General features: G+C 63.7%; 25 protein-coding genes. 16 read left to right on the forward strand and 9 right to left on the reverse strand.

What is annotated here, in order from left to right; genetic code table 11:
• Positions 1 to 533 precede the first annotated feature (533 nt).
• From C7450_RS32430 to C7450_RS32480, 11 genes are all read left to right on the forward strand, one after another.
• A complete protein-coding gene (locus C7450_RS32430; RefSeq protein WP_146227621.1) occupies positions 534 to 995 on the forward strand; it encodes a tripartite tricarboxylate transporter TctB family protein in 462 nt (153 codons plus the stop codon).
• Positions 996 to 1,004: 9 nt separating this feature from the next.
• Positions 1,005 to 2,510 (forward strand): tripartite tricarboxylate transporter permease, encoded by a 1,506-nt coding sequence (locus tag C7450_RS32435; RefSeq protein WP_110378556.1) that lies wholly within the window; start codon positions 1,005 to 1,007, stop codon positions 2,508 to 2,510.
• A 68-nt stretch (positions 2,511 to 2,578) separates the two neighbouring features.
• Complete coding sequence (locus C7450_RS32440; protein ID WP_110378557.1) at positions 2,579 to 3,538, forward strand: Bug family tripartite tricarboxylate transporter substrate binding protein; 960 nt, start codon at positions 2,579 to 2,581, stop codon at positions 3,536 to 3,538.
• A gap of 77 nt (positions 3,539 to 3,615) precedes the next feature.
• Positions 3,616 to 5,040 (forward strand): MmgE/PrpD family protein, encoded by a 1,425-nt coding sequence (locus C7450_RS32445; protein WP_110378558.1) that lies wholly within the window; start codon positions 3,616 to 3,618, stop codon positions 5,038 to 5,040.
• Between the two features lie 230 nt (positions 5,041 to 5,270).
• A complete protein-coding gene (locus C7450_RS32450; RefSeq protein ID WP_245450299.1) occupies positions 5,271 to 6,014 on the forward strand; it encodes an ABC transporter ATP-binding protein in 744 nt (247 codons plus the stop codon).
• 13 nt (positions 6,015 to 6,027) lie between these two features.
• Positions 6,028 to 6,852: an ABC transporter permease gene (locus tag C7450_RS32455; protein WP_110378560.1), complete on the forward strand. Its 825-nt coding sequence runs from the start codon at positions 6,028 to 6,030 to the stop codon at positions 6,850 to 6,852.
• A 185-nt stretch (positions 6,853 to 7,037) separates the two neighbouring features.
• Entirely contained in the window at positions 7,038 to 8,252 is a 1,215-nt protein-coding gene (locus tag C7450_RS32460) for an acetyl-CoA hydrolase/transferase family protein (RefSeq protein ID WP_170147561.1), read from the forward strand.
• Positions 8,245 to 9,090 (forward strand): enoyl-CoA hydratase/isomerase family protein, encoded by an 846-nt coding sequence (locus C7450_RS32465; RefSeq protein ID WP_110378562.1) that lies wholly within the window; start codon positions 8,245 to 8,247, stop codon positions 9,088 to 9,090. The genes C7450_RS32460 and C7450_RS32465 overlap by 8 nt, the downstream gene beginning before the upstream one ends.
• Before the next feature lie 30 nt (positions 9,091 to 9,120).
• Positions 9,121 to 9,858: a FadR/GntR family transcriptional regulator gene (locus C7450_RS32470; protein WP_110378563.1), complete on the forward strand. Its 738-nt coding sequence runs from the start codon at positions 9,121 to 9,123 to the stop codon at positions 9,856 to 9,858.
• Between the two features lie 79 nt (positions 9,859 to 9,937).
• Positions 9,938 to 11,101 (forward strand): acyl-CoA dehydrogenase family protein, encoded by a 1,164-nt coding sequence (locus tag C7450_RS32475; protein WP_110378564.1) that lies wholly within the window; start codon positions 9,938 to 9,940, stop codon positions 11,099 to 11,101.
• A gap of 2 nt (positions 11,102 to 11,103) precedes the next feature.
• Positions 11,104 to 11,973, forward strand: coding sequence for an HpcH/HpaI aldolase/citrate lyase family protein (locus C7450_RS32480; RefSeq protein WP_170147562.1), 870 nt, complete (start codon positions 11,104 to 11,106; stop codon positions 11,971 to 11,973).
• Between the two features lie 160 nt (positions 11,974 to 12,133).
• Here C7450_RS32480 and C7450_RS32485 read toward each other — a convergent pair whose 3' ends face one another.
• On the reverse strand, positions 12,134 to 13,120 hold the full coding sequence (locus tag C7450_RS32485; protein WP_110378565.1) for an ABC transporter substrate-binding protein: 987 nt from the start codon (positions 13,118 to 13,120) through the stop codon (positions 12,134 to 12,136).
• A gap of 75 nt (positions 13,121 to 13,195) precedes the next feature.
• Entirely contained in the window at positions 13,196 to 14,638 is a 1,443-nt protein-coding gene (locus tag C7450_RS32490) for an aldehyde dehydrogenase family protein (RefSeq protein WP_110378566.1), read from the reverse strand.
• Positions 14,639 to 14,786: 148 nt separating this feature from the next.
• On the opposite strand from C7450_RS32490, the gene C7450_RS32495 reads away from it, so the two are divergent.
• Positions 14,787 to 15,917, forward strand: a complete 1,131-nt coding sequence (locus C7450_RS32495; RefSeq protein WP_110378567.1) for a zinc-binding dehydrogenase — start codon at positions 14,787 to 14,789, stop codon at positions 15,915 to 15,917.
• Between the two features lie 42 nt (positions 15,918 to 15,959).
• Here the strand turns inward: C7450_RS32495 and C7450_RS32500 are convergent, their stop codons facing one another.
• Positions 15,960 to 17,198, reverse strand: a complete 1,239-nt coding sequence (locus tag C7450_RS32500) for a CaiB/BaiF CoA transferase family protein (RefSeq protein WP_110378568.1) — start codon at positions 17,196 to 17,198, stop codon at positions 15,960 to 15,962.
• Positions 17,199 to 17,409: 211 nt separating this feature from the next.
• On the opposite strand from C7450_RS32500, the gene C7450_RS32505 reads away from it, so the two are divergent.
• Positions 17,410 to 18,606, forward strand: a complete 1,197-nt coding sequence (locus C7450_RS32505; RefSeq protein WP_110378569.1) for an iron-containing alcohol dehydrogenase family protein — start codon at positions 17,410 to 17,412, stop codon at positions 18,604 to 18,606.
• A gap of 44 nt (positions 18,607 to 18,650) precedes the next feature.
• Here C7450_RS32505 and C7450_RS32510 read toward each other — a convergent pair whose 3' ends face one another.
• The 6 genes from C7450_RS32510 to C7450_RS32535 all read right to left on the reverse strand — a co-directional run bounded on the left by C7450_RS32510 (position 18,651) and on the right by C7450_RS32535 (position 24,068).
• Positions 18,651 to 19,514: an N-acyl homoserine lactonase family protein gene (locus C7450_RS32510; protein WP_245450300.1), complete on the reverse strand. Its 864-nt coding sequence runs from the start codon at positions 19,512 to 19,514 to the stop codon at positions 18,651 to 18,653.
• The gene (locus tag C7450_RS32515; RefSeq protein ID WP_425351276.1) at positions 19,480 to 20,220 is read right to left on the reverse strand and encodes an ABC transporter ATP-binding protein; all 741 of its coding nucleotides are present in this window, start codon (positions 20,218 to 20,220) and stop codon (positions 19,480 to 19,482) included. The genes C7450_RS32510 and C7450_RS32515 overlap by 35 nt, the downstream gene beginning before the upstream one ends.
• Positions 20,213 to 20,974, reverse strand: a complete 762-nt coding sequence (locus tag C7450_RS32520) for an ABC transporter ATP-binding protein (RefSeq protein WP_110378571.1) — start codon at positions 20,972 to 20,974, stop codon at positions 20,213 to 20,215. The genes C7450_RS32515 and C7450_RS32520 overlap by 8 nt, the downstream gene beginning before the upstream one ends.
• Complete coding sequence (locus C7450_RS32525; protein WP_110378572.1) at positions 20,971 to 21,894, reverse strand: branched-chain amino acid ABC transporter permease; 924 nt, start codon at positions 21,892 to 21,894, stop codon at positions 20,971 to 20,973. Before C7450_RS32525 ends, C7450_RS32520 begins: the two co-directional genes overlap by 4 nt.
• Positions 21,891 to 22,745: a branched-chain amino acid ABC transporter permease gene (locus tag C7450_RS32530; RefSeq protein ID WP_110378573.1), complete on the reverse strand. Its 855-nt coding sequence runs from the start codon at positions 22,743 to 22,745 to the stop codon at positions 21,891 to 21,893. Before C7450_RS32530 ends, C7450_RS32525 begins: the two co-directional genes overlap by 4 nt.
• Before the next feature lie 162 nt (positions 22,746 to 22,907).
• Entirely contained in the window at positions 22,908 to 24,068 is a 1,161-nt protein-coding gene (locus tag C7450_RS32535; protein ID WP_110378574.1) for an ABC transporter substrate-binding protein, read from the reverse strand.
• 196 nt (positions 24,069 to 24,264) lie between these two features.
• Between C7450_RS32535 and C7450_RS32540 the strand changes: the two genes are divergently transcribed.
• The 3 genes from C7450_RS32540 to C7450_RS32550 all read left to right on the forward strand — a co-directional run.
• Positions 24,265 to 25,158: an aldose 1-epimerase gene (locus tag C7450_RS32540; protein WP_170147563.1), complete on the forward strand. Its 894-nt coding sequence runs from the start codon at positions 24,265 to 24,267 to the stop codon at positions 25,156 to 25,158.
• Positions 25,159 to 25,233: 75 nt separating this feature from the next.
• Positions 25,234 to 25,797: a methylated-DNA--[protein]-cysteine S-methyltransferase gene (locus C7450_RS32545; protein WP_110378576.1), complete on the forward strand. Its 564-nt coding sequence runs from the start codon at positions 25,234 to 25,236 to the stop codon at positions 25,795 to 25,797.
• An 86-nt stretch (positions 25,798 to 25,883) separates the two neighbouring features.
• Positions 25,884 to 26,119: leucine zipper domain-containing protein (locus C7450_RS32550; protein ID WP_170147493.1), on the forward strand; the 236-nt coding region annotated here is incomplete at its 3' end.

Consider the following 26,119-nt stretch of genomic DNA (forward strand, 5'->3'; position numbering starts at 1 on the left):
GCCAAGACCGCCGCTGCCTTCGAGGTGAAGCTCTAGGATCAATCGATCCTTGGCGACAGGGATTGGCCCGTCCGCAAGGGCAGCGGGCGACCGGATATCTCAAATCACACAGGGATCATTCAGGCCGCGGCGATCACTCGCCGCGGCTTTCTTTATGCATCATTCGCGCGATCGCACCGCGCCGCAGCGAGCACATCCGCGTCCATCGAGGGCGGACATATCGCGCGGGAGCAGGTCCCCGACCGACTGACGCGCTCTGACCGCCCGGCGCGTATCAGCGCCGGCGACGTCGCGGCATGAAGGGGTTTGACCAAATTCAGTTAAATGATTACATTGAATAGCAAGAACGCGGACTGAAGATTCCGCGATGCGGGAGGCACCATGAGTGGGCATTGGGCCGCGCTGTCCGCGCGCTGCCGTCGGTGACCCTTTCATACCGGCTGTCAAATGCAACGGCGTCACAATGGGCGGCGCCGCGGGACGTGCGGCGCGCCGGTTCGCGATCGCCGGAGTGGTCGGAGCAGGGCGACGCCATGAATGTCAGTGACAAGAAGAACATTCTGACTGGGGCCTTTTTTATCGGCTTTGGTGCGGCGGTTGCCTTTGGCGCGACCCATTATACGATCGGCAGCGCGGCCCGCATGGGTCCGGGATATTTCCCCCTCGGCCTTGGACTTGCGCTGGTGTTGACCGGGCTCGCGGTTCTCGCCGCTGCGCTGATGCGGGCGACGACGCGCTCCGAGCTGGACCAATGGCCGGTCAGAAGCGTCATCCTTATCCTGCTCTCTGTCGTGCTCTTCGGCTTGCTGATCGAGCGAGCGGGTCTGGTTGTCGCATTGCCCGTGCTGATCGTCGTCTCAAGCCTTGCCCACAGCGCGTTCTCCTGGCGCAGCGCCTTGCTGTCGAGCGCCATCCTGCTCGCCTTGTCGTGGATCATCTTCATCATGATCCTGGGGCTGCAGGTGCCGTTGCTGCCGCCGGACCTGAGCGCATAGGAGCCCGCGATGGACCTGTTCGGCAATCTCATCATCGGCTTCGAGAGCGCGTTATCCCTGCAGAACCTGCTCTATGCCTTCATGGGCTGCGTGCTTGGAACACTGATCGGCGTGCTGCCCGGCCTTGGGCCGCTCGCGACCATTTCCATGCTCCTGCCCTTCACCTTCGGTCTCGATCCGACGGCAGCGCTCATCATGCTCGCCGGGATCTATTACGGCGCGGCCTATGGCGGCTCGACGACAGCGATCCTGGTCAACCTGCCCGGCGAGACGTCCTCCGTCGTCACCGTCCTCGACGGCTACCAAATGGCCCGGCAGGGCAGGGCGGGGGTCGCGATCGCGACGGCGGCCATCGGCTCGTTCTTCGCGGGATGCGTCGGGACGCTCATACTGGCGGCCTTTGCCGCGCCGCTCGCCAGCGTGGCCTTTCGCTTCGGCGGGGCGGAATACTTCTCGCTGATGGTGGTCGGGCTGATCGGCGCGGTGTCGCTTGCGTCCGGGTCGATCATGAAGGCAATCGGGATGATCCTGATCGGGGTCATTCTCGGCACCGTCGGCACTGATCTCAATTCCGGCGTGCAGCGCTTCACCTTCGGAACGCCCAATCTCTGGGAGGGCATCGATTTCATCGTCATCGCGGTCGGCCTTTTCGCCTTCGGGGAGGTCATCGCGAGCCTCGAGAGCGATGCGAACCGTGAGACTTTTACGGATAACATGGGGCGCCTCATGCCCCGGGCGGAGGATTTCCGGCGGATGACCCCCGCCATCCTGCGCGGCACCTCGATCGGCGCGCTGCTCGGCATCCTGCCCGGCGCGGGGCTGTCGCTCTCCTCCTTCTTTTCCTACAGCCTGGAAAAGAAGGTGTCGCGGTTCCGCGGGGAGCTCGGCAAGGGGGCGATCGAGGGCGTTGCCGGTCCGGAGGCCGCCAATAATGCGGCCGCGCAGACCGCCTTCATCCCGACGCTGACGCTCGGGATCCCGGGCAGCCCGACCATGGCCCTCATGCTCGGCGCCATGGTCATGCACAATATTCAGCCTGGCCCGCAAGTCATGACCAGCAATCCAGCGCTGTTCTGGGGGCTGATCGTCTCCATGTGGATCGGGAACCTGATCCTGATCATACTCAATCTTCCACTCGTCGGGCTTTGGGTGCGATTGCTGAGCATTCCCTATCGGGTGCTCTATCCCGCGATCCTCCTGTTCTGCTGCCTCGGCGTCTATTCCGTGCAGTTCTCGACATTCGACCTGTTCCTGGCGGCTGGCTTCGGTCTGGCCGGCTATGCCCTGCGCAAGCTGGAATGCGAACCGGCGCCGCTGGTGCTGGGCTTCGTGCTCGGGCCCCTGCTCGAGGAAAATTTCCGGCGCGCCATGGTGCTGTCCCAAGGGGACTACATGGTCTTTGTCCGCGAGCCGATATCCCTGTGCTTCTTGATCCTGGCGGCTGCCCTTCTGATCACGGCAATGTTTCCCAAGATCCGAAGGGAGCGCGACGCCATCCTTCACGAAGAGACTTAACGTCTATCTGCAAAGCCGCCGAAGACGCGGCACCGAACACAAGTACAGTCACATTCTGGGAGGGCTTGATGAACCGTATACTCGGAATTCTCTTATGTGTCGGCGCGGCCTGCCTGTCGGGTCTCGCCAGCGCCCAGGACTTTCCTACCAAACGGGTGACGATCGTCATCCCCTTCACGCCTGCGGGCTCCAACGACACGATCGGCCGCTATCTCGCCGACGGCCTGGCGAAGCTCTGGAGTACGCCCGTCGTGGTGGAAAACAAGCCTGGTGCCGGCTCGGCGATCGGCTCGGCCCATGTCGCGCAGTCGCGGCCTGACGGCTACACCCTGCTGTTCGTGTCGGGCACGTTCACGACGAATGCGGCGACGCAGAGCAATCTCCCGTTTGATCCAGTCAAGGACCTGAAGCCGGTGGGGATGGGAGCGCTCGGTCAGATGGTCATCGTGACGGGCTCGCGCGTACCGGTGAACAATCTCGCCGACCTGGCGAAGGCGGCCAAGACGCAGAAGATCTTCTACGGGACGACCGGCGTCGGCAGCTCCACGCAATTCGCCGGCGAGCTCCTCAATGATGTGGCCGGTATCAAGATGGAGCCGGTCCACTACAAGGGGGGAACAGACGCCCTCGTCGACATGGCCGGCGGGCGCCTGGACGTCTATGTCGGCACCGTGACCCAAGTTCTGTCGAGCGTTGCGAGCAACAAGGCCAAGCCGATCGCGATTGCCAGCAAGACGCGCTCCAAGGCGATGCCCGATGTGCCCACCGTCGCCGAGGCCGGCTTCGCGGGCGCGGAGGCAGACATATGGTGGGGCGTTTTCGCGCCGTCGGGAACGCCGGATGCCGTGGTGACAAAGATCAATCAAGGTATCAACACGGTCATGGGCTCCCCGGAGGCGACAGAATTCCTCGCCAAGCATGGTGCCATGCCCGCCGCAATGAGTGTTGCCGCGTTCGGCGACCATGTGACCAAGGAATTGGCCAAGTGGCGCGAACTCGCCGTCAAACACAATATCAAGGCCGATTAACAGCGCGGGCGGCTGGCGCGGAGCGTCGGCGCTCCGCGGTTTGCCTGCCCTAAGGGCAAGCGCGATGAGGACGAGTGATGGCCGACATAGCCAGTATTCACGATATCAGGGCGGACGGAGATTTTGCCGCGGATTATGCGGCCTTCGCCTCCGCATTGACGCTCGACCAGATGCCGCAGGCCGTGGTTGCGGCGGCCAAGGCCAATCTCTTCGATACGCTTGCCTGTGCCACGGCCGGCGTTTCGGCGGCTGGTGTCGGTAATCTCAAGGCACTCGTCGCGGAATGGGCCGGCAAACCCGAGGCCGGCATCTGGTGCTCGTCCATTCGGGTGCCGGCGCATCATGCCGCATGGGTGAATGGCATGATGGCGCATGCCCGCGACTACGACGACACCCATGACGGTGCGGTGCTGCATGCCGGTGTGTCCGTCATACCGGCGGCCCTGGCCGCGGCCGAGCTCAATCCGGATGCGACCGGCGCCGATCTCATCGCCAGCGTCGTCGCCGGGCTTGAACTCATTTGCCGACTTGGCGTGGCGACCTCGATCGGCATTATCGAGAGCGGCTTCATGTATACATCGCTCTTCGGTCATTTTGCCGCCACCGCCGCCGCCGGGCGCGTCGCGGGCCTCGACCGCGACCAGATGGTCAATGCCCTGGGCGTGGCCTATAGCCAGGCGGCGGGCACCCATCAGGTAACCCGCGATGCCGCGCTGACGAAGCGGGTCCAGCCCGGTTTCGCGGCCAAGACCGGGCTCATCTCGGTCGCCCTGACCAAAGCCGGCATTCGCGGCGCGCAGAACACTTTCGAGGGGATCGATGGGCTGTTTCGCAGCTATCTGCGCGGACGCTATGATCCGGATGCGCTGAGAGACGGCCTGGGTGAGCGCTACGAGTTTCTCAATCTGAGTTACAAGCCCTACCCTTGCTGTCGGTTCAATCACACGGCCATTGACGCCGCGCTCATCATCCGGCGTGAGCTGGAGGCGCGTGGCGCCACGGTTCACGCGCTCACGGCGCGCGTGAACAAACAGGCCTATGAGGCGGTCTGTACGCCCGTTGCGGTGCGCAAGCGTCCAGCGACCATCGTTCAGGCGCAGTTCAGCCTGCCTTACACGGTTGCCTGCGCCTTGCACAAGGGGGCGGTGGGCCTGCGTGCCTTCACCGAGGAGGGGCTGCGCGACGAGGGCGTCCTCGCCATCTCGTCGCATGTGAATGCTGAACTCGATGCTGAGATAGAGCGGAACTGGTCGCGCAACATATCGCCGACCCATCTGATCGCTGCAACAGACAAAGGCCTTATCGAGGCCAGGGTGGACATTCCACGCGGACATCCCAAGTCACCCATGTCCCTCGCCGACTTTGATGCGAAACTTGCTGATTGCCTTGACATCAGCGGCCTCGATTGGCCGGAGACGGCGGTGACCACGCTGCGTCAGACAATCGATGGTCTTCATGAAATGCGGCGCGGTGGCGCCATCCTTGAGGCGGTAACGCGTTAGGCCATTCGCGAGGCGAAATGCGTGGCCAGTTCGCAGGCGGGAAGCCACGGACGACCTGCATGATGAGAATAAGGGGGCCAAGCCGGCGATCAGGCCCCATTTGCTCTATTTCATATAAATGATTTGACTCAAATAGAGCTGGGAACTACCATTCTTTGCAAGGTTTGGGAGGAGCAATGTCGGTTCACAGGCTTCAGTCATCGCCGATGAACGCTGTATCGGAAGAGCCGGTGGCTATCGACTTTGACGGCGTGGTGGCCCGTTTCGGCGCGCTCCATGCCATGGGGCCGACAACGCTCTCGGTCCGGCAGGGCGAGTTCCTGGCCGTCGTCGGGCCAAGTGGTTGTGGCAAGTCGACCTTGTTGAACATGGTGGCAGGCACACTGCGTCCGGCTGAGGGCGTCGTGCGCTACAAGGGCGATGCGGTCACCGCGATCAATCACGATGTCGGCTACATCACCCAGAAGAACTTCTGCCTGCCGTGGCGCACGGTGGAGGCGAATGTTCGGCTGCCGCTGGAATTCCGCAGGATACCCAAGGCGGAGGCCGCGCGGCGTGTGCGCATCGCCATCGACAAGGTGGGGCTTGGTGGCTTCGAGAAGGCCTACCCACGCCAATTGTCGGGCGGCATGCTGCAACGTGTCATGATTGCTCGCACGCTTGCCTACGAGCCGGATATCTACCTCATGGACGAGCCGTTCGGCAGCCTCGACGCGCAGTTGCGCACGCGCATGCATGGCGAGCTTCTCAAGCTGTGGCAGGAAACCGGCGCGACCTTCGTCTTCGTGACGCATGACCTGCAGGAAGCCATCACGCTGGCGGATCGCGTCGTGGTCATGTCGGGGCGGCCAGGGCGCCCGAAACGTGTCGTCGATATCGAGTTGCCACGTCCGCGCGACGTCATAGACATCCAGTCCAATCCCGCCTTCGGAGCTTACGTCAAAGAGCTTTGGGCGGCGTTGGACGTGCATTGAGGGAGCGCGTGGCATGAGCGGAGGCTCCATACCCTCGGGCAGCACCCCGCGTCGCCGGGCGCTTCCCGCTGACGCCTTTCTCCAGTTGGGTCTGGCCATCCTGGCCGTCGCCGCGTGGGAAATCGTGGCGCGCGCCTTCGGCACCGACTTCTGGACGAGCAGCCCGAGCGCCGTTGCTGCCGAGCTCGGGCGATGGGCCGCCTCCGGGCAGCTCGCCGTCGATCTGCAACTGACCTTGACTGAAGCTGGCGTCGGCTTCGTCATCGGGAGTGTCGCCGGTGGGCTGATCGGCTTTATTCTTGGCTGGATGACACGGTTGGGCGACCTGTTCGAGCCATTCATTCTTTCGCTCTATACCCTTCCGAAAATCGCACTTGCTCCCCTGTTCGTGCTTTGGTTCGGGATTGGCGCGACAAACAAGATTATGTTCGCCGCGATGCTTGTGTTCTTCATGGTATTCTTCACGACATACCAGGGAACACGCCAGGTCGACCGCGATCTTGTGGAGAATGCGCGGCTTCTGGGGGCCGGCAAGTGGGATATCTGGACGAAGATCGCCATCCCGTATTCGGCGGTTTGGATCTTTACCGGTATCCGTATCGGGCTTCCCTATGCGCTGATCGGAGCGATCGTCGGTGAATTCGTCGCGGCGGAAGCCGGCGTAGGCTTCCGTATCAAGGAGGCAACGTCGTTCTTCAACACAGCCGCCGTGTTTGCTGGCCTCATCGTCTTGATGTGCATCAGCCTTGTTCTGCTTGGCCTGCTGAAGCTCCTGGAAAGCCGCGCGCTGGCCTGGCAGAGCGCTGGCAACCGTGTCTCCGCGGGCGATCCAACATGACCAGCCCTTCGGAAGCAGAGTATTCGTCTCTCGTTCCTGCGTAAAACGGCGCGAACTCATAGAGCCACAGTCAAAAAAAGGTTGCATGTCGTCTTATGAAGCCCAGCTCGTCATTTGATTTCAACAGCATCCTGCGAGCAGGCGACACGATTGCTTGGCCTCAAGGGTCGGGGGAGCCGCGGGGATTGACCCAGCGCCTCGTCGCCACCCGGCATAGCCTGCCGCCCGTGCGCCTGTTCATCGGTATGGTGACGAGCGATACATTGTCGCCTGACTGCGCTGACTGCTTCGAGCTGACCGGCCTCAATGGGGCGGGCAGCAATCGCCGCCTGACCGCGGCGGGTGTGCTTGAGGTCATTCCCGTCCATGTCTCATCGATCGCCAGACTTATCGAGGCCGGAACGCTGCCTGTCGATGTCGCGCTGATCCGCGTTCGGCCGTCACCGGTCCCCGGGCATTTCACCGTCGGGGTGGTGGCCGATTACACCCAGGCGCTTGTGAAAAAAGCCCGTTGCGTGGTTGCTGAGCTCGATGAGCGCATGCCGGCGACTGCCCATGACGCGCTTGTCGCGGCGGGGGACATCGATGTGTGGGTCGAGGCCGACGTCGACCAGATCCTGCTGCATGATTCCGAGCCATCGAACCAGGAACGGGAAGTCGCCCGGCATGTAGCGTCCGCTATTCCAAACAGGGCGACGGTGCAATTCGGAATAGGCGGTCTTTCCGTCGCCGTGGCCCAGGCTTTGAGGGATCATCGTGACCTCGGTGTCCACTCCGGCGTCGTCTCCGATGCGCTGGTCGATCTCATCGAAAAAGGGGTTGTGACCAACGCCTATAAGGGATTCGATGAAGGGGTTTCCGTCACGGGCTGCCTCTTCGGCAGCGATCGCCTGAACACGCATGCCGACGGCAACCCCGCGATCGCCTTGCGAGCGGCGACGCACACCCATAACGCCGAAATCATGGCGCGCCTTCATCGGCTCCACAGCGTGAATTCGGCGATCGAAGTGGATCTGACCGGGCAGGTCAACGCGGAACAGGCGGGGAGCCGTTATCTCGGTGCCGTGGGGGGACAGATCGATTTTGTCCGTGGAGCCCAGTTCTCGCCGGGTGGTCGTTCGATCATTGCCTTGCCCTCCACCACGCCCGACGGCCGAACCTCGCGCATCGTCACCTCGCTCGCCGGGCGCCCCGTGACGACGGCGCGATCGGAGGTCGATCTGGTCGTCACCGAATATGGGATCGCCGACCTGAGAGGCTGCTCTTTCGCGAGACGAATGGAGCAACTGGCGGCGATCGCCCATCCCGCTTTCCGCGATGCCCTGCTGCGGGAGGCGCGCGACGGCACGCGACAACGGCCGGCATCCCAGCCTGTAGTGTCCGAGGTGCGTCATGCCTGATCCCGATCTTTCGTCGCAAGAACAGGCCGATGACGGTCCGCAGGAGCAACTCCGAGAGCGGGTTCGCGAACAGAGCATCGTCGTCGAGCGCCTTGCGACGGGGGCTGTCGCGATCTGGCTGAACCGGCCTGAACGTCTCAACGCGCTGGGCGTGGCGATGGTCAACGATCTCCTGGTCACGATCGAGCAGGTGATCACGGAGAAGGCGACGGCCATTGTCCTGCGCGCGAAGGGGAGGGCGTTCTGCGCGGGCGCGGATCTGAAGGAGCGGCAGATGATGGACGAGACGGCGCGGCATGCCCATAACCGGGCGATCAACGCGGCCGTCAACAGCCTCGCGGCCGCGCCCGTTCCGACGATCGCCGTGATCAACGGGCTCGCGCTGGGCGGCGGCTGCGAGCTGGCACTCGGTTGCGACATCCGCATTGCTGCAGCGAGCGCGATGATCGGGCTGACCGAGGCGCGGATCGGCGCCATTCCCGGGGCCGGGGGGACGCAACGGTTGCCGCGGCTCATCGGCATCTCGCGCGCCCTCGATATGATGTATTCCGGAGAGCCTGTCACGGCCTTGCGCGCGCAGGACATCGGCCTCGTCAATCTCTGCGTGGAAGACGATGGGCTAGACGCGGCGGTTATGCGATATATGGAGGTGCTTGGTTCGCGGTCGCCGGCTGCTGCGAGCACCTTGAAGAAGGTCGTGTACGAAGGGGTCGAGATGTCATTGGCGGGAGGACTGGAACGGGAGCGCCAGGCGCTCAGTGCCATCTTTGGATCAGCTGACTACGCAGAGGGGCTTGCAGCCTTTGCAGAAAAGCGGCCACCGCAATTTTCACGATAGGTTCTTGAATCCATGGATGCCTCACCAACGATGCCGAAAAGCAAGGCGGAGCATGTCGCGCAGCGCCTCTTGGACAAGATCATCACGGCGGGCCTCGCGCCCGGCAGTTCCTTCGGCACGGAGGCGGAACTTCTCACACAGTTTGATGTCAGCCGTCCGACGCTGCGGGAGAGCCTGCGCATTCTCGAATCCCAAGGGGTGCTGGAGCTCCGGCCCGGTCCGCGTGGCGGTATCATGGTGCGGAAGCCGAGCACGGATATCCTCGCTCACGGCCTGTCCGTCTATCTGCGGCTGCACGATGTGCCGTTCATCGCTGTGCTGAAGGCACGTGAGGTGATCGAGCCGGCGCTCGCTTCGGAAGCCGCCATCAATGGCACGGAAGAGGACTTCGACGAGTTGGAGGCCTCAATCCGCCGGATGAAGGCGATTGACAAGGACCAGACGGCCTTCATCGAGGAAAACCGCATCTTCCATAGCATCATCGCGCGTGCGAGCGGCAATAAAGTGCTGGAGACTTTCTGGCAGACCATCAGTATTCTGGCGACCGGCGAGCATCATGGTGTCCGCTACTCCTTCGGCAACCAGCAGCACGTGATCGAGGCCCACCAGGGCATCCTTGATGCATGCCGCGCGCGCGACAACAAGGTCGCCGCCGCCAAGATGGAAGCGCATGTCACCGAACTCGAACATCTTGTTCGCAAGCGTTACCAGAACCTGCTGACGCAGCCGACGCGCGTCGTTGGCCGCCAGGGCCGCCGCATAGCCTGAAGATCCCGCGCGGGGTTGCCCTTTTGTGGGGCAACTGCGCCCTAAAAATTAAATGATTTAACTAAATTGAGGGCAGGATATGGACTTTCAGCTCACCGCCGACCAGCGCGAAATGGTCAATACCGTGCGCGCCGTGACCCAGGAGAAGATCAAGCCCCGTTCTTTGCAGTACATGGACGGCTCCTTCCCGTGGGACAGCATGAAGGATCTCGCCTCGATCGGCGTTCTCGGCATGGCCGTGCCGGAAGAATATGGCGGATCAGGCCTCAGCGTGCTCGACACGGCCCTCGTTCTGGAGGAAGTCGCCAAGGGCTGCTACGTCACCGCGATGGCGTTGATGGGAGAGGTCGGCGTGCAGGTGCGCATCATCTCCACCTATGCGCCCGAGGCGATCAAGCAGCGGATTCTGCCCGGTGTCTGCACGGGCGAGAACATGCTCGCGGTATGCATGACGGAGCCCCACGCGGGCACTGACGTGGCGAATTACCGGACCAATACAGATATCGTTGGTGACAAGCTTGTGCTCAATGGCACCAAGACGCTGATCAGCCGTGTTGACGAAGCACAGATGTTTGTCGTCTTTACGCGCATCAACAAGCAGCCGGGCCGCGAAGGTATCGGTTGCGTCCTGATTGAACGCGATACCCCCGGCTTCCAGTGCACGGCACGTTATCACACGATGGGTGGCGAAAACCTCGCCGAGATCACGTTTGAAAACTGCGAACTGCCGCTCGAAAATCTTGTCATACGCGAGGACGGCTTCCGCCGCCTGCTCACCGCCTTCAACACGCAGCGCTGTCTCAACCCGAGCGTGTCGCTCGGGCTGGCGGAAGGGGCCTTCGAGGAAGCGGTGAAGTATTGCCGCGACCGCACGGCCTTCAAGCGGCCGATCGGCGAATTCCAGGGTATGCGCTGGAAACTCGCCGAGATGTACCGCGACATCGAGATCGGCCGCAGCATCCTCTACCGCGCCTGTGCCACGGCGAACCCTTTCCCTGATCCCTACCAGGCCGCGCTCGCCAAGATGTACTGCAACGAAATGGCCATCCGCGTGACAAGCGAGGCTATCCAGGTGCATGGCGGTTATGGGTTCACGGACGAATATCCGGTGTCACGCTTCTACCGCGGTGCCCGCTACGGCACGCTCGGCGGCGGCACCACGGAAACGCTCAAGGAACTCGTCGGCAAGAAGATCATGGCCGACTTCCCGCATGACGGCTTCCTCGGCATGGGAAGTTTCTGACCATGGACGGCATCAGGTCCCTGCTGTTCGTTCCCGGGGACAGTGAACGCAAGATCGCCAAGGGTCTCGCATCCGCGGCCGATGCGTTGATCCTCGACCTTGAAGACTCGGTGACGGCGGAGCGACGCGCATTGGCGCGCGGCCTCTGTCGGGAGGTCATCGCGGCGGGAAGTGCCAAGATGCTTTTCGTTCGGGTCAATGCCCTCGATACGCACGATGCGCTTCTGGATCTCGCGGCGGTGGTGCGGGCGAGGCCGTTCGGTATCATGCTGCCGAAATGCCGTTCTGCGGAGGACCTGCGCTGCCTCGACCACATGGTGTCAGCACTGGAGGTCCGCGATGGCATCCCGCGCGGCACACTGAACGTCCTGCCGATCGTGACCGAGACCGGCGCCTCGATGTTCGGTCTCAACACCTATGGCGAGGGGACACCCCGGCTGACGGGAGTGCTCTGGGGCGGCGAGGATCTCGCGAGCGACATCGGCGCGCATGCCAATCGCGACGCCACCGGTCGGTATACTCCGACCTATGAACTGGCCCGCACCTTCTGCCTGCTCGCGGCAACGTCGTCGCGCACCACGGCCGTCGACGCCGTCTTCACGGATTTTCGCGACGGCGAGGGCCTGCGGGCGGAAGCGGAACGCGCGGCGCGGGACGGCTTCACCGCCAAGGCCGCTATCCATCCCGATCAAGTCGATGTCATCAACACGGCCTTCACCCCGAGCGCCGAGCAGCTCGCTTTCGCGCAGCGCGTCGTTGCCCTTTTCGAAGATGCCGAGGCCACGGCCGTCGTTGCCCTCGACGGGCGGATGTTGGACCGGCCGCATTTGATCCTCGCCAAGCGTATTCTGAGCCGGGCGCGGCTGGGGTAGTCACGCGCGGGTGCAGAAAGACGCAGGTTCCACCGGTCCATAATTCCCGGAGCGCAGCTCAGGCCCGCCCGGATCATTCGCCCGGGCGAGCCCTTCCCAAGGCGAGCCCTTCCCAAGACGAGCCCTTCCCAAGACGAGCCCTTGCCAAGAACAGCTGTCTTCACTTGACCAGCATGGATGCCGGATCAACGGAATCGATCTGGGGCAGGGACGTGCCGGTCGATTTCACGAAGGCGATCTCGTGAGCCATGTCGGCGGCAGTCAGTGGCCGCGCCTTCCATGCCGCCGCCTCACTGGCATAGAGCAGATCGAGGGTTTTGGCATCGACGTCCGGGTATAGCTTGGCGACAGCGGCCTTGACCTCGGCCGGTCGTTCTTCGATGGCCTTGCCGAGATCAGCGATGACCGCAGCCAGCGACTTCATCAGCTCGGGATTGGCGGCGGCGAAGTCCTGCATGGTCTGCAGGCTTACCGAACTCGCCGGCAAATTTTGCGGCGGAAGCTCGGCTTTCGGGCCGCTCAGCCACAGCACCGCTTTGTCTCGCACGACCGGGACGCCCCAGAATGGCGCGCCGGCGATGAAGCCTTGGATCGCACCTTTTTCGAGCGCCGCAACCATGGCGGGCTGCGCCATGTAGGTGAAGCGGATATTGGCGCCGACCGCTTCGGCCGCGCCCTTGAAGGACACGGTGTAGGACGAGGTCGCGCTGGTCGAGCCGATAATCAGCCCGTTGAGCGCTTTCAGGCGTTCCGCGACAGGCGCGTTGGGCGATACCCCGGTCTTCTCGGCAACGTCCTTGGCCAGAACGAGCGATGCACTCAGACCATTATACGTATTGGCGATCGCGACGACTTTCTGGCCTCGGCCCTGTGCTGCCACGAGCTCGCCGGGACCCGAGAGGACGACTTCGACCGACTTTGAGATCAACGCCGTTGTCGCGCTATTGGCGTTGTCCATAACGATGATCTTGGCGTTCAGACCATGCTTCTCGAACAGCCCGAGCTCCTTCGCGATACGGATCGCAGCCGTGCCGAAGCTGAGCGAGCTGATTGGAATACTGATGTCGCGCAGCTGCGCCATCGCCGGCACGGACACAAGACAAGCCGCGCAGACCAGGCCGCGCAGCCAATATTTCATAGGCCGCATGCTATCCTCCCTCTTTTGTTTGTCTTGGATGATTAAGACATTTGGTAGACACGAACGTTTAAAGACTGATCCCGGCTAGTTCAGAACGAAGAAGCGTTCCTCGGTCATATCTTTGATCGAGTATTTTGGACCTTCACGGCCGACGCCGCTGTCCTTGACGCCGCCGTAGGGCATCTGATCCGAGCGCCAGCGGGACGTGCCGTTGACGATGACCCCACCCGTGCGCACGCCTTTGATGGCCGAAAGCGCGAGCGCGAGCGAATTGGTGAAGATCCCGCATTGCAGCCCGAACGGGCTGTCGCTGATGGATTTGAACAGCGGCTCGATATCCTCGTAAGCCTGCAGGCTCATCGCCGGGCCGAAGATCTCGTCGCACATCACGCTCATGTCGGAACGGACATTGGTGAGGATGGCGGGGTCGAGCTGCGCGCCGCGCCGTGAGCCGCCACGCAGCAGGGTTGCGCCGGCCTCGACGGCCCGGCCGATCATCCCCTCGACGCGGACCGCCGCCTGTTCGTCGATCAGGGTGCCCACCTCGGTCTGCATGTCCATCGGGTCGCCGAGCGCGAGGAGCCCGACTTCATCCTGCACGGCTGCAACGAAAGTCTCGTAGACCGGCTTGTGCACGAAAACATTCTGCACGGAGATGCAGCTCTGGCCGGCGAGTAGCATCGCATTGCGCGCGCAGGCCTTCGCGGCGGCCGGCAGATCGGCATCGCTGTGCACGAAGGTCGGGCCGACGCCGCCGAGCTCAAGCGCGACGCGCTTCATGCCGATCGTGCCGCGGATGATCTTGCCGACGCGGGTGGAGCCCGTGAAGCTCACGAAATCGACCCGCGGGTCCGAGACGAGCTGCGGCGCAATCGCATCGCCATAGACGGTGTTCACGGCCCCCGCCGGCAAACCGGCGGCGACGAAGGCTTCCACGAACAGATGGACGCAGAGCGGCGCCTTCGGCGACGACTTGAGCACGATGCTGTTGCCGGCGGCGATCGCGGGACCAAGCTTGTGCGCGGCGAGATTGACCGGCGCGTTGAATGGCGTGATCGCGGCGATGACGCCCGCCGGAAAACGCATCACCATGGCGATCTTGCCTGCGCCGATGGCGCTCGCGTCCATGGGGATATGCTCGCCCTGGATGCGAACGGCTTCCTCGGCACAGAGGCGAAGTGTGTCGGCCGAGCGTTGCGTTTCAAAGATCGAATCGCGCAAAGCCTTGCCGGTCTCGAGCGACATGGCCCGCGCGATCTCGTCCGCACGGGCCGTGACGTTGTCGGCCGCACGGCGCAGGAAAGCCGCGCGTTCGTAGCCCGGCATCGCCGCCATGGCCCCCTTGGCGCGGTAGGCGGCGTCGAGGGCATCGTCGAGATCCCGCGCCGTCGATACCGGCGCGAGCGCCACGACATCGCCACGGTATGGATCGCGGACTTCCGAGACCTCTTCAGGCTCGCGCCACTGGCCATTGATGAAAGCCTTGATGGATACAGCTTGCGTCGCGCGGCCCTGCGCATCGAGCATGGATGTCCTCCCGGTCTTTGGCTTGGAATACAACTATATCATCTAAAGGATTTGACACGAAACGCAAGCTTCAATAGCGTCCCCGTCGTCAAAGTGGTTCGCACGCAAGGGGCTCAGGAAACGTGGCCCCCTATGGGAGGAAGCCGCCATGCGCATGGTCGCCGCTGTCATGTATGAGCAGGGCCTGCCGCCCCCCTATGTGGACAGCACGCCGTTCCGTATCGAAGAGGTGTCGCTGGAGGGGCCCGGTGAGGGCGAGGTGTTGGTCGAGATCGCGGCGGCGGGATTGTGCCATTCGGATCTGTCGCAGGTCGCCGGGCTGCGCAAGCGCAAGCTTCCGGTGGTTGGCGGCCACGAGGGCGCCGGCATCGTGCGTGAGGTCGGCCGTGGCGTCACGGCCGTCCGGCCCGGAGACCATGTCGTGATGACGGCCGTGTCGGGCTGCGGCCATTGCCGCCCCTGTTCCGAGAGCCGGCCCGTGCTGTGTGAAAGCGTGACGGTGCCGCGCACGCAGGGGCTGCTGTCGAATGGCGCGCGGCGGCTCACGCTGAAGGGGGAACCCGTCTATCACTACAGCGGCGTCTCCTCCTTCGCGCAATACGCGGTGACCGTGCCGAATTCGCTGATCGTCATGGATCCCGCCATCCCCTTCGACGTGGCGGCCATGTTCGGCTGCGCGGTGGTGACAGGCGCCGGGAGCGTGTTCAATTCGGCCAAAGTCAAGCCCGGCCAGAGCGTTGCCGTCTTTGGGCTCGGCGGCGTGGGCCTGAATGCCGTGATGGCTGCAAGGATCGCCGGCGCCGCGCATATCATCGGCATCGATATCAACGAGACCAAGTTCCCCTTGGCCGAGGAGCTGGGCGCGACCCACGTGTTCTCCGCACTGGACCCCCAGGTCGTCGAGAAGGTCAAGGATCTCACGCAGGGCGGGGTCGACTTCGCCTTCGAGATCTCGGGGGCGAAGGCAGCGATGGCCTCCGCGAATGCCATGACCCGCAAAGGCGGCGAGATCATCTGCGTCGGGCTCGGCGCTTCCAATGACATGTACCAGTATGCCCATGCCGCGCTGGTCTCCGAGGAGAAGGTTTTCCGCGGTTCCTTCCTGGGCAGTTGTGTGCCCGAACGCGACATACCGCGCTATCTCGGCCTCTACCAGCAAGGCCTTCTGCCCGTGAACCGTCTGAAAAGCGACAGCATGGGTTTCGACGGCCTCAATCTCAGCCTTGATCGCCTCGACCGTGGCGAGGTGGTGCGGCAGGTCCTGCTGCCGAACGGTTGATCCGGCCTTTTGCCGCGCCACGATCCCGAGGACGTGATCCGGTCAGATCACGCCCTCGTCCTTCAGTGCGGCGAGTTCTTCCTCCGAATGTCCCAGCCATGCGCCGAACACGGTATTGTTGCTGGCGCCGAGCGGCAGGCTTGGCTCGATCGGCCGGCGCGGCGTGCCCTCAAAGACCAGGGGTGAATGGGGCAGAACGACCCGCCCGAGTTCGGGATGGTCGATCCACTGCAGGCTGCCGCGGGCATGCATGTTTTCGTCGAGGATGACCTCCGACAACTCGCGCACGGGTGCGCAAGGCACCGCCGCCGCCAGCATCAGCCGTGCGATCTCGGCCTTCGGCATTGTTCGCGTCCAGCTCTCAAGGAGTTCATCGACATCCGCGAAATGCACCACGCGTGACGAACGGCTCAGGAAACGCGGGTCATCCTTGAGGTCCTCCCGACCCATCACCTTTAGGATCGCGCGGAAATGGTGGTCGCCGGGGGCATTGAGAACGACATAGCCGTCGGTGGCGGCATAGACATTGTAAGGCGATATGCCGAGCCCGCCATGGCGATTGCCGGTACGCGCGGGAGCCGCGTCGCCGCGTGCGTGGAACATGCCGAGGTTCGAGGCGAGCGAGGCATAAGTCGCGTCCTGCATCGAAACCTCGACGACGCGCCCCTTGCCCGTGCGCTCGCGCTCGTAGAGCGCCGTCATGATCGCCGCATAGAGATGGATGCCGGCACTGAAATCACACATGGCCGCGCCGGATTTCACCGGCGGCTGGTCAGGATAGCCGGTCGAGTTGATCACGCCGCACATCGCCTGCATCACAAGGTCCATCGCCGGATAGTCACGATAGGGGCCGGTCTTGCCATAGCCCGAACTCGACCCGTAGATCAGCCGGGGATTGATCGCCTGCAGTTCAGCGGCGCCGACACCGAGCCGGTCCATGACGCCTGGCGCGAAGTTCTCGACGAGGATGTCGGCACGCGCGGCCATCTCCTTGAGAAGCGTGCGCCCCTTCTCGGATTTCAGGTTGAGCGTCACCGGCTTCTTGTTGGAATTGAGCATGGCAAAGGGGAGCGCGGCCCCGCCCATGTCGCCCCGGCTGCGCAGGTGCTCGCCATGATGCGGCTCGACCTTGATGACCTCCGCGCCGGCCATGGCCATGAGAAAGGTGGCATAAGGGCCGTTGTAGACATGGGACAGGTCGATGACCGTTATCCCGGAGAGCGGCAGGCCCTGACTGTGCGTGCGGTCCTCGGTGCCTGCGCTGGCTGTCGCCTGAAGCATGTCTCGTGCGTCCCTCTACCCTGTTGCGCGGCCTTCGGTCCGCCGCCGCTTCACCGCCTGCTTTTCTCCACTGCCGGCCTGGCGAGTTTCGCCCCGCCGACGGCTTGGGCAGGCCAGGATATATAAAACGTCTTTCGCAAAAAAATAAAATCATTTAGATGAAATAACACAATTTCTGTCATGATCGTTGGGCATTCCAAGGAGCGCAGCCATGCAGACCGAGGCCGTGCAGACTTCCCGGTCGTTCCGCCATTTTGCGCCAGCCATGCGCCTGTATTACGGCGAGGATAGCCTCGAATCGCTGCGGCCGGAACTGGAGCGGTCAGGTGTCACGCGTGTCGTCGTCTTTTGCGGCCGCTCGCTGTCGCAACATCCCCAAGGGCTCCCCCCTATAGCGCGGCATCTCGGCGCCCTCCATGCGGGCAGCTTCACGGAAGTCGCGTCGCACAGTCCCCTGCCAGCCATCATCGCCGGCAGGGATATGCTGCGCGAGACGCGCGCGGACGCGGTGCTCGCGCTCGGCGGGGGATCCGCGATCGTCACGGCGCGGGGTGCAACAATCCTGCTCGGCGAGGACCGTCCGATCGAGGCTCTCGTCACGCGCTTCGCGCCCGGTCAACCCCCACGGAGCCCGCGGCTCCAGGCGCCGAAGCTGCCGCAGTTCGTTGTGCCGACGACGCCAACAACTGCAATCGCCAAGGCGGGCACCGCAGTCCTCGAACCTGCATCCGGCCGGCGGCTGACGATGCTGGATCCGCGCACGCGCGCCCAGGCGATCTTCGTGGACCCGCGCCTTGCCCTCGCGACGCCCGTCGCTGTCGTCCGGGACGCCGCGCTGAATGCCCTCGCGATGGCGGTTCAAGGGCTCGAATCCCACATGCGCCAGCCGCTTGCCGAGGCGTCGCTTCTGGAGGCCGTGCGTCTGTTGCGTGACAATCTCCCGCGTCTGGGTACTTCGGCGGACAGCGCGGAGGTTCGCGGCGCGCTGCTGCTTGCGGCCGTGCTGACCGGTCAGGGGACAGACCAGACGAGCTGTGGCCTCACCGCGGCGCTCGGCCATTGCATCGGCGCGCGCCATCACACGGCGAACGGCACGGTCAATGCGGTCCTGCTGCCACATGTCATACGGTTCAACGCGCCAGCGACAGGCGAGCGCCTGGCGGCAGTTGCGGCACTGCTCGGTGGCGATGAAGCAGGGCAGACGGGGACAGCGGATTCGGCTGCGCGCGCCTGCGCCGGCTTTTTCGCGCGTCTCGGTGTGCCGTCGCGGCTCAGCGACATCGGTATCGAGGCTGCGGCGTTCGAGTCCATCCTTGCTGACGTCGAGGACGATTGGTTTTTCCATCAGAACCCGCGTCGGGTCGAGTCACTGCAGCAGGTTCGCGACATTCTCCAAGCCGCCCTGTAGACCGTCGAACGCCCGGATCTCAGGGGCAGGGTGCCTGTCCCGGATCAGTCAGCCGCCAAGGTCCTGAGCGTCGAAAGGTCGTGGATGGCTGGATCCTCATGCAGCGACGTCAGGGTGACGCCGTTGACCGTGACCGACGGATAAAGCTTGCGCACCAACGGGTCGTGGCCAGGGATGATCCGCTCGACAGCGCCCGCGATCTCAAGCATGCGACCGTACGAGCGCAGGGTCGCGGCCGCGTCCACCGTCAGGGCGAAGGGCGCGCGCCGAAGAAAATTGGCATAGAGATGGCTGACATCCGAGGCGAGCAGCACGGGTCCGCGCGGCGTCATGACCTTGACCGCCTGCAGTCCCTGGCTATGGCCGGGGAGGCAATGCAGCGCAATGCCGGGAAGCGGCGCGGCGTCACCGTCGTGAAAGTGGATACGTTCCGCGTAGACGTGCCGGACGAAGGTGACCACATCCTCCACGTCGAAGGGGAAGCGAAGCGCCGGCTCGCACATGCACCGCCCCGTGGCAAAAGCGGCCTCCGCATCCTGCACATGGAAGCGCGCTCTGGCGAAACGATCGATGTTTCCCGCATGATCATAGTGAAGATGCGTGAGGATGATGTCCTCGATGCGATCCGGATCGATGCCGACACGCCGCAGCGCCTCCAGAGGGTCGATATCGAGCGGCCGTCCTCGCTCGCCTGCGGCGCGGGCGCCAAAGCCTGTATCGACAAGGACCGTGCGCGCCGCGTTGCGCAGAATCCACAGACTGAAATCGAGCGGCATCGGCCCATCATGCATGTCGCGGCGCAGGAAGTTCTCGTGCACGCGCCGATCGGGCGCCCTCGCATAGCAGAGCTGGTAGATCTGGTAGGTTGCGTCGTCAGAGATGTCCGGTGTCGGCAGACTGTCGGCCACTGTCCCCTCCCAGATAGGCGTGTTGAACCTTGTCGCTCGCCAGCAAGTCGCTGCTCTTGCCTTCGAGTACGACTGCGCCGGTTTCCAGCACATAGGCATGATCGGAGATCTTCAGGGCGAGCTTTGCATTCTGCTCGACGATGACGACGGTGATGCCTTCGCTATTGATCGTCCGGACGAGACGCGCGACCTCGTGGATCAGTTTTGGCGCGAGGCCGAGCGTCGGCTCGTCCAGCATGAGCAGGCGCGGATGGCTCATCAGCGCCCGCGCGATGGCAACCATCTGCTGCTCACCGCCCGAGAGGCTGGCCGCGACCTGATTGCCGCGTTCCGCGACACGCGGGAATACGGCATGCAGAAAATCGAGCCGGCTGCGGAACCGTGCGCGATCCCGGACGCGATAGGCCCCCATGCGGATGTTCTCATAGACAGTCAGTTCCGGAAACAGCCTGCGCCCCTCGGGGCAGAGCGCGATGCCGCGATCCAGGCGCTCATGGGGCTTGAGCGCGGTGATGTCCTCGCCTTCGAAACGGAGAGCGCCGGCATTCGGCTTCACGACACCCGCGATTGTCTTCAGCAGCGTCGATTTGCCGGCCCCGTTGGCGCCGATAATGGAAACGACGTTCTTCTCCGGGATGTTCGCCGACACCTGGTGCAAGGCATGGACGCCGGCGTAGTCGACACATAGGCGCTCGACCTCAAGCAAACTCATAGTCATCCCCCAGATAGGCGTCGATGACCGCCGGATCGGCCTTGACGGCGTCGGGTGAGCCGATCGCGATCGGCTTGCCTTGGTTGACCACGAGGATGCGGTCACACACGCCCATGACGAGAGGCATGTCGTGCTCCACGAGCAGGATGCTGATGCCGCGTTCATCGCGCAGGCGACGGATCAGCGCGCTGGCCGCTCGTTTTTCCGAGGGGTTCAGGCCTGCCGCCGGCTCGTCCATCAACAAAAGTTTCGGCGTGACCATCAGCGCCATGCCGATGCCGAGCATTTTCTGCAAGCCGTAGGCGAGCCCGCCGGCTGTCTGATCGAGCAGAGGGCCGAGCCCGACGAAAGTGGCGACATCACGCAGATCGGGCTCCCTGCGTCCTGTTCCAAACGACCGGAGATAGGCGAAGGGACCGTGGCTGGTCGACAGGACCCGTGCGCGCCGCAGGTTCTCAGCCACCGTTTCCGCGGCGAAGAGGTGCACGGCCTGAAAGGTCCTGGCGATACCGAGGCGGGCGATCACGTCGCTTCTCAGGCCCGATATTCCCCGGCCGGAAAACGTGGCCGTTCCGGCGCTCGGCTTGTAATGACCGGCGATGACGTTGAACAGCGTGGTCTTGCCCGCGCCGTTGGGGCCGATGACGCCGAAGATCTCGCCTTCGCTCACCGCGAAGGAGACATCGGAGACCGCCGTCAGCCCGCCGAAGCGACGCGTGAGGCCCTGGACCTCGAGGAGAGCGCTCATGCGGGCTTCCTTCGTGGCCGATCGATCAGCGAAACGAGCCCCTGCTTGATGAAGATGAGGAAGACCATCAGGCAAAGCCCATAGATGAGAAGCTGATACTGCTTGGCCTCACGCAGCAGTTCCGGCAGCGGCACGACCACGATCGCGCCAAGCAGGGGGCCAAGGGCGGCGCTTGTCCCGCCGATGACATTCATGACGACGAGATCGACGGAAAGCTGGAAGCCGAAGGCCTGCGGCGACAGAAAGCCGATATAGAAGGCGTAGATGCCGCCGCTTATGCCGGCGATCGCCGCGCTGAACGTGAAGACCGCGATGCGCCACGACAGCGCATCGGCGCCGATCGATCGGCTGAGCATCTCATCCTCGTTAAGGGACTGCAGGATCGCACCAATGTCGGAGCGTTCGATCGCCCGCACCATCCAGTAGGCGATGGCGGTGAAGAGCAGCGCGAGGACATAGTATTGCGAGACAGCGGTGAGGCGGTAGCCGGCCAGCGAGAACTTCGGAATGCCGTAGAGTCCGCTGTTCCCGCCGAACAGCGACGTCCATTCCTGGAAGACGAGATTGACGATCTGCCCGAAAGCATAGGTCAGAAGCACGAAATAGACGCCCTTGATGCGCAGGAAGACTGGACCGAGCACGAGCGCGGTGAGGGCCGCCAGCACGCCGCCGCAGAGAAGCGAGGCAAGGGGAGGCAAGCCAAGCCGCATGGTCAGGAGCGCGCTGGCATAGGCGCCTATGCCCATGAAGGCGGAATGGGCCATGGACAACTGGCCGATGCGCAGCATGAGGTTCATGCTGAGCGCGAGCGGCGCCATGATCGCGATCATGGTGGCTATGTGAAACACATAGCGGTTGTTTGCGAGCCACGGGAGCACGGCGAGAATGACGATCGCGGCGAGAAGGATAAGGCGCTTCATGGGGCGCCTCGTCCCATCAGGCCAGTCGGCCGCATCACCACGATGAGAAGAACGATCGTGAACGAGGCGATCAGCGCCGTCGTGGAACTGAACAGCGTCGACAATACGGATTCGGACAAGCCGATCAGCAGCCCACCGAGGACGGCACCGGGCACGCTGCCGAGTCCTCCGAGGATGACGACCACGAAAGCCTTGAGCATGGGCAATTCCCCCATATACGGCCCAATGGTGTAGATCGGCGCCATGAGCCCGCCCGCGAGCCTGGCGAGGGCGCAGGCGATGCCGAAGGCGGACGCATAGATGAGGCCGGACTCGACCCCCATGAGGCTCGCGGTTTCGCGGTCCTGCGCGACCGCCTGCATGGCCAGGCCAAGCCGGGAATACTTCAGGAACAGATAGAAGGCCGCAAGAATGACGAGCGCCGCTATGGCAACGACCGTGCGGTCCCAGGGCACAACCGCGTTGACGAGTTGCCAGGTGCCCGAGAAGGGCCGTTCAATGGATTGCTCGGACGGCCCGAAAAGAATGAGGGCGATCGACTGCAGGGTGATGCCGACGGCAAGCGACATGATCATGCCTGGCAATTCATTACCCACGAGCGGCCGGAACAGCACGCGCTCGATGACGATGCCCAACGCGGCCGCGAGGAAGCCGGCCATGACGACCGCGAGGAAGAAATTCCAGCCGAGAGCGCCAAACAGGAACAGCACGACCACGGCGCCGGCCATGTAAAATTCGCCGTGGGCGAAGTTCACGATGCGCATGATCCCGAAGATGAGCGTAAATCCCAGTGCCATGATGATATAGATAAAGCCAGCCAAGAGACCATTGACGATCATCTGTTCGATCATCGCAGTCCTTCTCCTTGGACATGCAGGCTGTCAGCACGCCGATATGACATATCGTCGTTCCCCAAAATCGGAGGCTAGACCTGGCACAGATCGGTGTTCTTGCCCGATGTGGCCGAAGGGGAGGGCGCCCAGCGCCTCCCCGCACGCTTCAAATGGTTGTCGCTATTTCGTCTTGCCGATCACGACTGGCTGGCCGTCACGAATGACGCCGATGTAGTTGACGGTCATGATCTGGTTGTCGACGCCAGAGATTGCCTTGCCGCCAAGGCTCAATTGATCGCCCTGCACGGATGGCATGGGAAGGACGGACGCAAAGGCTGCCGCCACCTTGCCGGTGTCGCTCGGGTCGCCCGCCTTCTGAATAGCCTTCAGGAGGACATTCGCGCCATCGTAGAAAGACACCAGGATTTCGTTCGGATCCTGGCCGACAGAGGCCTTGTAAGCGGCCGCGATACGCCGGTACCCCTCGTTGGCCGGGTCGGCGTAGAGCATGTTGATCACGCCTTCCGCCGCCTTGGCGCCCGCGCCCGCGACGATCTCCGCCGGTCCGGCGCCGCCGGTCTTGCTGAACAGCTTGTCATAACCAAGCTCGCGCGCCTGGCGGATGATAAGGCCGGCGGTGGCGGGCGAGGTGCCGCCGAGCTCGATGATATCGGGCTTCATGGCGATGATCTTTGTCAGGAGCGGCTGGAAGTCCTTCTGGGCGCGCTCGAACAATTCATGGCCGAGAACCTCGAAACCGTTCTCCTTGAACAGTTTCTCGCTGAGCTGTGTCTGATCCCAGCCCGTCTCGTCGTTGGGATTGACGACGACAACGCGCTTCTCCTTCACATTGTCCTTCATCCAGGCAATGAAAGAGGGCACGTAGTCGGCTGGCGTGCTGTACATACGGAACAAATATTTCGTCGAGGGCTCGATCGCCTTCGCCGTATAGGCGGCCGTCACCGCGACCACCTCGTCGTCCTCGACGTTCTGCTTCAGCGCCATCGTGGCCGCCGAACTCAGGATGATCATGTATTTGACGCCGTCCTGATTGACCAAGCGGTTATAAGCGGCGACGGCTTCCGCGGCCTTGTACTGGTCGTCGTAGGCCACCACCTCGACCTTGTACGTCTTGCCGCCGACAGTCAGCCCGCCCTTGGCATTGATGTCCGCCGCCAGGATCTTCGGCGCTTCAGCGGCCGCCATTCCCCACGGTGCGCCGGCGCCGGTCAAGGGGGCGATCACGCCGATCTTGATCGTATCGGCCGCCATGGCCGTCAGCGCACTCAGACCCAGCGCCAGGCCGGCCGTCGCGAACGTGAGATAGTGCTTGAGTTTCATGGTTGCTCCTCCCCATACGCTCGTTCTGAGACGTTATAAATCATATAGATCATTTTATGCGCGGGGCGTCAACGCAAGCGGCCGAGGCTTGGCGGGCTTGTGCCCTCCATATTGCCTTCGACGCGCAATCCGGGCATTGCGATGTTTCGCTGGTGCGCGCAACGCTCCCCGACGGTCGGTGAGGCGGAGGTTATCGATGGCGGAAGTGCGGCTTGAGAATGATGCGCTGCTCGCGATGCTCGATACGAGCGGCGGCGTGATCTGGCGGCTCGTCGCGAAGACGACGCGCGGCGCGGTTCCGCTTTTGCGTCCGCCCGCCGAGGAGGCGCCGCGCCTGCCGCGGCGGTCCGGCTGCTATCCGCTTCTGCCCTTTGGCAATCGAATCGCCGGCAACCGCTTCACCTTCGAGGGTGAGGATTACGCATTCGCCGCGAATACCGATTGGGATCCGCTCGTTCTCCACGGCGACGGCTGGCTCGCCACATGGAGCGTCGCGGAGGCCTCGGCGACGCGCGCCGTCTTCCGCAGCGGGAGCCGGGACGAGGGCGCCTTCCAGTATGACGCCGAGCAGGTCTTCGCCATCGAGGGGCCGGCGCTGACGGTTACGATGACGATCATCAACCGCGGTCCGCGTGCCATGCCCTTCGGCTTCGGCTGGCATCCGTATTTTCCGGTCCATCCGGATACGACCCTCACGGCGACGGCGTCCGAATACTGGGAGGAGGGCGCATTGTCCCTCCCCACGCGCCGGATGCCCTTGCCGGAGGATCTCGACTTCACGCATCCGCGCGGCGTGCCGCGGCGCCGGATCAACAACGGCTTCGAGGGCTGGGACGGCCATGCGGAGATCGCCTCCCGCAGCGCGGGTGTGACGACCCTGATCACGGCGAGCGAAGCGTTGCGGCGCTCCTTCATCTTCGTGCCGGATCCGGCAGAGCCGCCGGTGCATCCGGTCCCGTTCTTCGCCTTCGAGCCCATGAGCCATGCCGCCAACGCCCATAACCTCGCCGGCGACGGCGGCTTGCGGCGGCTCGCTCCGGGCGAGAGCCTGACAGGGTCGATGACGATGGCGTGGCGCGCGTTATCTTGACTGGCCGCGGCCGCCCGCTTGAAGAGGTGGGGCCGAGGGCCAATCTTGAGGAGACCGGAGCAGGAGCACGGAACGATGGGCGAGGCTCGTCATCGCTATTCAATCTTCGAGACCGCTGCCGGCTTTTGCGGCATCGCCTGGAACGAAAGTGGCATCACAGGCTTCCAGTTGCCAAGCCGCTCGGCGGCGACGGCAGAGCGAGACTGTCTGCGACGTCTGGCCGAGGCCGAGCCCGGAGATCCGCCGCCCGTGGTCGCCGCGACAATCGCCGCCGCGCGGCGCTATTTCGAAGGCGAGCCGGTCGACTTCTCGGATGTGACGCTTGACCTCGGCGAGCAGGATCCGATGTTCACGGCGATCTATGCCGCGACCCGTGCGCTGCGCTGGGGTGAGACGACGACCTATGGTGCGCTTGCCAAGCTGCTTGGCGCCGGGCCGGAGGCGGCGCGCGACGTCGGGCAGGCGATGGCGAAAAACCCCGTGCCGCTGATCATTCCCTGCCATCGGGTGCTGGCGGCCGGCGGAAAGGTCGGCGGCTTCTCGGCGCCGGGCGGGGCTCAATCCAAGATCCGCATGCTGGCGCTCGAAGGGCATGATCTCACGCCACCTCCGCCGGCGCAGGCCGCCTTCGGCTTCTAGATGTCGAAGCTATGAAGGTTGTTCATCCGGGGCCGGGATGTGAGGCTGGGGTTGCGAAGCCAACCAACCCTGACCGGAGCGCCCGGATGAACATGCATGAGAATGCGCGGATGACCGTTCACGGTCGAGTCCTTCTGGTGAATCGGATCGTGGCAGGGGGCTGGCGCGTCGCGGATGCTGCGCGAGCGGCCGGGATTTCCGAGCGCACGGCCTACAAGTGGCTGGCCCGGTTCCGGGCGGGCGGCGAGCGGATGCTGCACGACAGGAGCTCGGCGCCCGGCCGGATGCCGCATGCGACACCGGTCGCGACGATCGAGGCCGT

Origin of the sequence: Chelatococcus asaccharovorans (assembly GCF_003201475.1) — a bacterium.
In the GTDB taxonomy this organism is placed as follows: domain Bacteria; phylum Pseudomonadota; class Alphaproteobacteria; order Rhizobiales; family Beijerinckiaceae; genus Chelatococcus; species Chelatococcus asaccharovorans.

Bases quoted from the DNA above. Each gene is read 5' to 3' on its own strand.
- C7450_RS32490 (WP_110378566.1), bottom strand. From the start codon at position 14,638: ATGCTCGATGCGCAGGGCCGCGCGACGCAAGCTGTATCCATCAAGGCT.
- C7450_RS32540 (WP_170147563.1), top strand. From the start codon at position 24,265: ATGGCGGAAGTGCGGCTTGAGAATGATGCGCTGCTCGCGATGCTCGAT.
- C7450_RS32520 (WP_110378571.1), bottom strand. From the start codon at position 20,974: ATGAGCGCTCTCCTCGAGGTCCAGGGCCTCACGCGTCGCTTCGGCGGG.
- C7450_RS32430 (WP_146227621.1), top strand. From the start codon at position 534: ATGAATGTCAGTGACAAGAAGAACATTCTGACTGGGGCCTTTTTTATC.
- C7450_RS32530 (WP_110378573.1), bottom strand. From the start codon at position 22,745: ATGATCGAACAGATGATCGTCAATGGTCTCTTGGCTGGCTTTATCTAT.
- C7450_RS32435 (WP_110378556.1), top strand. From the start codon at position 1,005: ATGGACCTGTTCGGCAATCTCATCATCGGCTTCGAGAGCGCGTTATCC.
- C7450_RS32480 (WP_170147562.1), top strand. From the start codon at position 11,104: ATGGACGGCATCAGGTCCCTGCTGTTCGTTCCCGGGGACAGTGAACGC.
- C7450_RS32535 (WP_110378574.1), bottom strand. From the start codon at position 24,068: ATGAAACTCAAGCACTATCTCACGTTCGCGACGGCCGGCCTGGCGCTG.
- C7450_RS32500 (WP_110378568.1), bottom strand. From the start codon at position 17,198: ATGCTTCAGGCGACAGCCAGCGCAGGCACCGAGGACCGCACGCACAGT.
- C7450_RS32485 (WP_110378565.1), bottom strand. From the start codon at position 13,120: ATGCGGCCTATGAAATATTGGCTGCGCGGCCTGGTCTGCGCGGCTTGT.
- C7450_RS32465 (WP_110378562.1), top strand. From the start codon at position 8,245: ATGCCTGATCCCGATCTTTCGTCGCAAGAACAGGCCGATGACGGTCCG.
- C7450_RS32545 (WP_110378576.1), top strand. From the start codon at position 25,234: ATGGGCGAGGCTCGTCATCGCTATTCAATCTTCGAGACCGCTGCCGGC.
- C7450_RS32455 (WP_110378560.1), top strand. From the start codon at position 6,028: ATGAGCGGAGGCTCCATACCCTCGGGCAGCACCCCGCGTCGCCGGGCG.
- C7450_RS32525 (WP_110378572.1), bottom strand. From the start codon at position 21,894: ATGAAGCGCCTTATCCTTCTCGCCGCGATCGTCATTCTCGCCGTGCTC.
- C7450_RS32475 (WP_110378564.1), top strand. From the start codon at position 9,938: ATGGACTTTCAGCTCACCGCCGACCAGCGCGAAATGGTCAATACCGTG.
- C7450_RS32495 (WP_110378567.1), top strand. From the start codon at position 14,787: ATGCGCATGGTCGCCGCTGTCATGTATGAGCAGGGCCTGCCGCCCCCC.
- C7450_RS32445 (WP_110378558.1), top strand. From the start codon at position 3,616: ATGGCCGACATAGCCAGTATTCACGATATCAGGGCGGACGGAGATTTT.
- C7450_RS32470 (WP_110378563.1), top strand. From the start codon at position 9,121: ATGCCGAAAAGCAAGGCGGAGCATGTCGCGCAGCGCCTCTTGGACAAG.
- C7450_RS32505 (WP_110378569.1), top strand. From the start codon at position 17,410: ATGCAGACCGAGGCCGTGCAGACTTCCCGGTCGTTCCGCCATTTTGCG.
- C7450_RS32440 (WP_110378557.1), top strand. From the start codon at position 2,579: ATGAACCGTATACTCGGAATTCTCTTATGTGTCGGCGCGGCCTGCCTG.